Below are 6,246 nucleotides of genomic sequence, written 5' to 3' on the forward strand. Positions count from 1 at the left end.
ATTCGTAAAGGGAAGATGATACCGCTTGATAAAAGACAAATAAAGGAAAAGGGTGTTCAATATGGAGAAATATATAAATGAGATAGAAATGTCGGAAATACTGGGAACAGATCATAGAGACCCCCATCATTTTTTGGGAATGCATCAGCAAGATGGTATTTATTACATTAATGCTTATAAACCATCCGCATTTAAAATGGAGGTTCTTGATTTAACCCATCATAAACAAATAAAAATGTCAAATATCAAAGATAACGGAATCTTCACGGCGGTTGTAGGGGATCAACCGATCGACTATAAGTTAAAAATAGTTGAAGGCTCAGGATATGAATGGGAAACCTACGATGCTTATGCTTTCGAACCTGTAATTCAAGAATTAGATATGTACTTATTTGGTAATGGAACCCATTATGAGATATACAAAAAATTAGGCGCACATCTTATGACCATCAATGGTATATCAGGTGTACATTTTGCTGTATGGGCTCCAAATGCTAAAAGAGTGAGTGTTATTGGAGATTTTTGTGGTTGGGATGGTCGTGTATACCCACTTAGAAGTGTAAATAATACAGGTATATATGAAATATTCATTCCCGGTTTGCTGGAAAATGAAAAGTATAAATTTGAAATAAAAACACAAGATAATTATATACTGGAAAAATCAGATCCTTATGCGAACTATGCTGAGTTTCGTCCTAATACTGCATCCGTGGTGACAAACTTAGAAGGTTATGAATGGCAGGATGGTGAATACAAAGAGCGTATGATGTCTAAGGATGTCCTAAATCAGCCCATTGCGATTTATGAGGTGCATCTTGGATCGTGGAAAAAGTCAGAAGGCGAGCCAGGCTATATGAATTACAGAGATATAGCAGAAGACTTAATTAGTTATGTAAAAGAAATGGGTTATACGCATATTGAATTAATGCCGATAGCAGAGCATCCATTCGATGGTTCATGGGGATATCAGGTGACAGGGTATTTCGCCCCCACCTCCAGATTCGGAACACCCAAGGACTTTATGTACTTTGTGGATCGATGTCATCAGAATGATATTGGTGTCTTATTAGATTGGGTACCGGCACATTTCCCTAAAGATGCTCATGGTTTAGTGAATTTCGATGGAACAGCTTTATATGAGCATGAAGACCCCAGAAAAGGTGAGCATCCACACTGGGGGACTATGATTTTTAACTATGGACGAAATGAAGTTAATAACTTTTTAATTGCCAATGCATTTTATTGGATAAATGAATATCATATTGACGGATTAAGAGTAGATGCCGTTGCTTCCATGCTATACCTTGATTATGGAAAGGATTATGGTGAATGGGTTCCTAATCCCCATGGCGGTAGAGAAAATTATGACGCTATTGATTTTTTCAAGCATCTTAATTCCATACTTTATAAAGACCATCCGGGTTTACTTATGATAGCTGAGGAATCCACTTCATGGCCAGGCGTGTCAAGACCAACAAATTATGGAGGTCTTGGTTTTGGTCTAAAATGGAACATGGGTTGGATGAATGATTTCTTACGGTACTTATCATTTGATCCAATTCATAGACAATACCATCATAATGATTTAACATTTAGTATGGTGTATGCTTTTACTGAAAATTTTGCATTGGTACTTTCACATGATGAAGTTGTTCATGGAAAAGGCTCCATGATTAATAAGATGCCTGGTGATTATTGGCAAAAATTTGCTAATCTAAGAGCTGCCTATGGATACATGTACGTGCATCCCGGTAAAAAACTGATGTTTATGGGCTGTGAGTTTGCTCAGTTTGATGAATGGAGTGAAAACAAGAGTCTAGATTGGCATTTGTTAGGATTTGAAAAACATCAGCAAATGCAACAGTATGTGAAAGACTTAAACCGTCTGTATTTAGAGGAGAGAGCATTGTGGTTCGATGATTTTACCAGCGAAGGTTTTGAATGGATTAATTGTATGGATTATGCAGCAAGTATAATTTCGTTAGTAAGAAAAAGTGATCAAATTGATGAGACCATCATTGCGGTAGTGAACTTTACGCCTGTGCCAAGAACACTTCATAAGATTGGGGTGCCATATAAAGGTTATTATGAAGAGATATTCAATTCGGATGACTTTAAGTATGGTGGAAGTGGTATTACCAACACGGGTATGTTAACCAGCTTTGATGAACGATATGATGAACGAGATCAGACATTAAGCATCAAAGTACCACCACTTGGTATGACAGTAATCAAATACAAAGGATAGTTGGTTAAAGGGTCAAAACTAAGTTTCACTAAATTCGCCTACCATATGTAGATTACGTTGATACATTCATAACTACATATGGTAGGTGAAAGTTCAACTATATAGTTTTGACGCCTTAACCATAGTTAAGAAGGTCCAAAAAAACAAAAAAGGTTTACCAATTATATAATGGTTAAAGGTCAAAACTAAGTTTACTAAATTCACATACAATATATAGATTGTGTTGATGCATTCAAAACTGTATATTGTATGTGAAAGTTCAAATATATAGTTTTGACACTTTAACCATATTTTATATAAAAAGGTTGTGGTTGGATTCTTCTGTAGCTCCAAGGTAAGCGGCAACACCACCATACTCAACACCATCAATTAATTCTTCTTCTTTGATGCCCATGATGTCCATGGACATAGTACAAGCCACAAACTTAACGCCGGAAGCCATAGCAGAAGCGATTAGTTCATCCATCGTATTTACATTTTTTGAGGACATAACATGGTGCATAAGCGAAGTACCAAGTCCACCCATGTTCATTTTACTGAGCTTTAATTTATGCGTACCCCTTGGCATCATTTTGCCAAACATATTATCAATAAGTGATTTTTTGACCGGAACCTTGTCGTGTTTTCTGAGAATGTTTAAACCCCAGAAGGTGAAGAACAATGTAACATCTTTACCCATTGCTGCTGCACCATTGGCGATAATCATAGAGGCTAAGGCTTTATCAAGATCGCCACTGAAGATAACCATAGTACTGCCGTTTCCACCAGATGACCCTGACTTATTTGATTTTGTGCCACCCTTTGCCACATATGCAACATAGATTTTATCTTCTTTATCGGATTTTATAAAAGTGTTACCTGTTTTTTTGCACCAAGCCTTTGCATCAACGATAAATCCCGGATCGGTAGCGGTAACCTTAAGTATATCCCCATCGGTGAGTTCGGTGATTGATTGATTCAGTTTCATGATAGGACCGGGACACTGAAGACCGCATGCATCCAAGGGTATTGCGTCACTTAATTTTGAGCTGGTCACGGTTGTATTGATATTTTTTTCAGGTGCACCATCATCATTTAAGGGTTGATCTTTAAAGTCAATGATACAGTTAGGATTGGTGTAGTCTTTTCCAAAATATTTGTATAGATTATAACCACCGATTAAGTTCTTAACTTTGTAACCGGCTTGTTGAAGAATTCTGGAAGCGATGTAACCACGTAAGCCAACAGCACAATATACGACGATGGTTTTATCTTTTGAAAGCATATGCATTTGATCTCGTAGATCATTGATTGGAATATGTAGAGCACCATCAATGGCACCAAGTTCAACTTCAACAGCTTCACGAACATCTAATAAGATATTTTGATTCAGGTCAAGTTTATCTATATCTCTCCATAAGAAAACATCCTGGTCTTTGTTAAGTATGTTCTCTGCTGCATACCCAATCATATTAACAGGATCTTTTGCAGATGAGTAAGGTGGTGCATAAGCAAGTTCTAGCCTTTGTAAGTCATAGACGGTAGCGCCAAAACGCATAACACTTGCTATGACATCGATGCGTTTTTCTATACCATCAACTCCAATATTTTGTGCACCTAGTATTTTGCCGTCCAAATCAAAAATAACCTTGAGCGTCATAGGAAAACTACCGGGATAATAACTGGCATGAGACTTAGGTTGTATGATGGTCATCATATAATCATGTCCGTATTTTTTGCCGGCACCTATGAGTGACTTTTCATTAATACCTGTTGTCGCTACAGTTAAGTCGAATATTTTAGCCACACTGGTACCTTGACTACCTTCATAAATGGCGTCACGACCACATATGTTATCCGCAACAATACGACCTTGTTTATTAGCAGGTCCGGCCAAAGGAATCATGGTTTTATTATTGGTGATATAATCATCCACTTCAATAACGTCACCTAAAGCATATATGGATGGCTGGGAAGTACGAAGATGTTGATCGACAACAATACCACCTCTTGTATTGACTTCTAAACCGGCGGCTTTGGCAAGTTCACTATTTGGTGAGATACCAATACTTAGAATGACCATGTCGGCATCTATCTGGGTACCATCTTGTAAGGAAACCGTTGTGATGCCTTTATTATAATGGAAGTCTTTAACACCATTTTTTAAGTATAGATGAACACCCATAGAAGATAAATGGCTATGAACCAATTGAGCCAGCTCAAAGTCCAGAGGTGCCATGACTTGGTCAGCCATTTCGACAAGTGTAACTTCAATACCAAGATCATGAAGGTTTTCAACCATTTCTATACCGATAAAGCCGCCGCCTATGACCGTTGCTTTCTGAATATCATGTTCAGTGACATAAGATTTGATTCTATCGGTGTCTGGTATGTTCCACAATGAAAAGATATTGTTGCTCTTAATGCCGGGAATAGACGGCTTAATAGGGGTGGAACCGGTGGAAAGAACGAGCTCATCATAGGATTCTTCATACTTTGTGGACGTTTTGATATCCAAAACGGTCACGGTTTTTCTTTCGGGATTGATAGCAATGACTTCGTTTTTAGTTCGGATGTCAATGTTAAACCGTGTTTGCATAGCCTCAGGTGTTTGAACCATGAGATCATCTCTATCTTTAATGGTACCGCCGATATAGTAGGGTAAACCACAATTGGCATAGGAGATATAAGCACCTCTTTCAAAAATGATAATTTGTACATTTTCATCCAAGCGTCTAAGACGCGCAGCAGTTGTTGCACCGCCGGCAACACCGCCAACAATTAGAACTTTTTTATTCATAAGTTACCTCTTTTCTTTGATTGACAAATGTTTAACTAAAAAGTATAAATCATATAAATCATATATTATAATAATATAATATTATAAGTAGAATATTTTGTCAAGTTATTTTGCTATTTATTTAGCATGAAGTATTCGTTAATATAAAGTGGCTTTAAACCATAAGTTTTTTTCTTTATTATAGGCATCTTGACTATCACTGGCATGAATCAAATTCATACTGGGTAGAGACGGGTCCAAAACTGGGATACCATAATCGTGTCTTATTGTACCGGGTTTAGCACGATCAGGACGATAATGACCAATAAGTTCTCTTGCTATGGTGATGCCATCATCAGAATCATGGCCTAAAATCATTGGTATAGTTGGTTTGCCAACAAAGGCAGTCTTTAACCAATCCTTAAATCCTTCACCTTCTCTTATGATGACTTCTTTATAATGCTCTTTAATTAATCTGTAATCGACAACACGATAATGAATGTGCTCGATTTGAAAGCCGGCTTTCAAAAAGCGACCTGTAATTTGATCGACGAGACCTCTCTCAAGAGCATCCGGTTTTAGAATGATAAATGTTTTTGAACTCATCTTCCTGCCTCCTAATTCTTGACATAGTATCTGTTTTTTTAATTGTAACACTTTTAGATATGAATTCAAAGATGGTTATCGTAAAACTTAAATGGTTTTTATTTGAGACTTTACAATTGGAAAACGATTGTGTTAGAATAATCAAGAATATACATAAAAACTTTTATCAAGTAATAATCGTTACAAGGAGGAAAAAGATGGATAACTATGAAGTTGTTTTAGATTTTTTTAAAAATCAAGAAGAACCGGTCAATGCCGGTAAAGTTGCAGACGGTACAGGCATTGAGCGAAAAGAAGTAGATAAGATCATGAAAAAGATGAAAACAGAAGAAGTGATTGTATCACCAAAACGTTGTTATTGGTCATTTAATAAGTAGCTCAACTTTCCCGCTTGTTAATGTTCTTAGTGACAAGATCAATTTGTTAGACGTGAGTTTGGAATCATCTATAAAGTTAAGTTGTTAATAAGGCCCTTCCAACAATGTCTAAAGCTACATATAGCTTGACTTTTAAAGAATATTATAATAAAATAACATGGATATGTAAATGAAAAATGACATGCAAAAACTCGTATAATTCAGCAATATGGGCTGAAAGTTTCTACAAACTACCGTAAATAGTTATAGCTATGAGT

At 36.6% G+C, this 6,246-nt stretch carries 4 protein-coding genes and 1 riboswitch; of the genes, 2 read left to right on the forward strand and 2 right to left on the reverse strand.

The genetic code is table 11. The features are described from left to right. The first annotated feature begins 61 nt into the window (after positions 1 to 61). On the forward strand, positions 62 to 2,248 hold the full coding sequence (gene glgB / locus AC6F8J_RS09620; protein WP_500722907.1) for a 1,4-alpha-glucan branching protein GlgB: 2,187 nt from the start codon (positions 62 to 64) through the stop codon (positions 2,246 to 2,248). 292 nt (positions 2,249 to 2,540) lie between these two features. Here glgB and AC6F8J_RS09625 read toward each other — a convergent pair whose 3' ends face one another. Both AC6F8J_RS09625 and AC6F8J_RS09630 read right to left on the reverse strand, forming a co-directional pair. After that, positions 2,541 to 5,027: a CoA-disulfide reductase gene (locus AC6F8J_RS09625; RefSeq protein ID WP_500722908.1), complete on the reverse strand. Its 2,487-nt coding sequence runs from the start codon at positions 5,025 to 5,027 to the stop codon at positions 2,541 to 2,543. 138 nt (positions 5,028 to 5,165) lie between these two features. Continuing rightward, a complete protein-coding gene (locus AC6F8J_RS09630) occupies positions 5,166 to 5,612 on the reverse strand; it encodes a nucleoside-diphosphate kinase (protein ID WP_500722910.1) in 447 nt (148 codons plus the stop codon). Between the two features lie 197 nt (positions 5,613 to 5,809). Here AC6F8J_RS09630 and AC6F8J_RS09635 point away from each other — a divergent pair, with 197 nt between their 5' ends. After that, positions 5,810 to 5,989: a hypothetical protein gene (locus AC6F8J_RS09635; protein WP_500722912.1), complete on the forward strand. Its 180-nt coding sequence runs from the start codon at positions 5,810 to 5,812 to the stop codon at positions 5,987 to 5,989. A 171-nt stretch (positions 5,990 to 6,160) separates the two neighbouring features. Then, positions 6,161 to 6,246, forward strand: a riboswitch (purine riboswitch). This riboswitch is flagged as partial in the annotation.

The sequence above is a fragment of the Petrocella sp. genome (genome assembly GCF_059865615.1).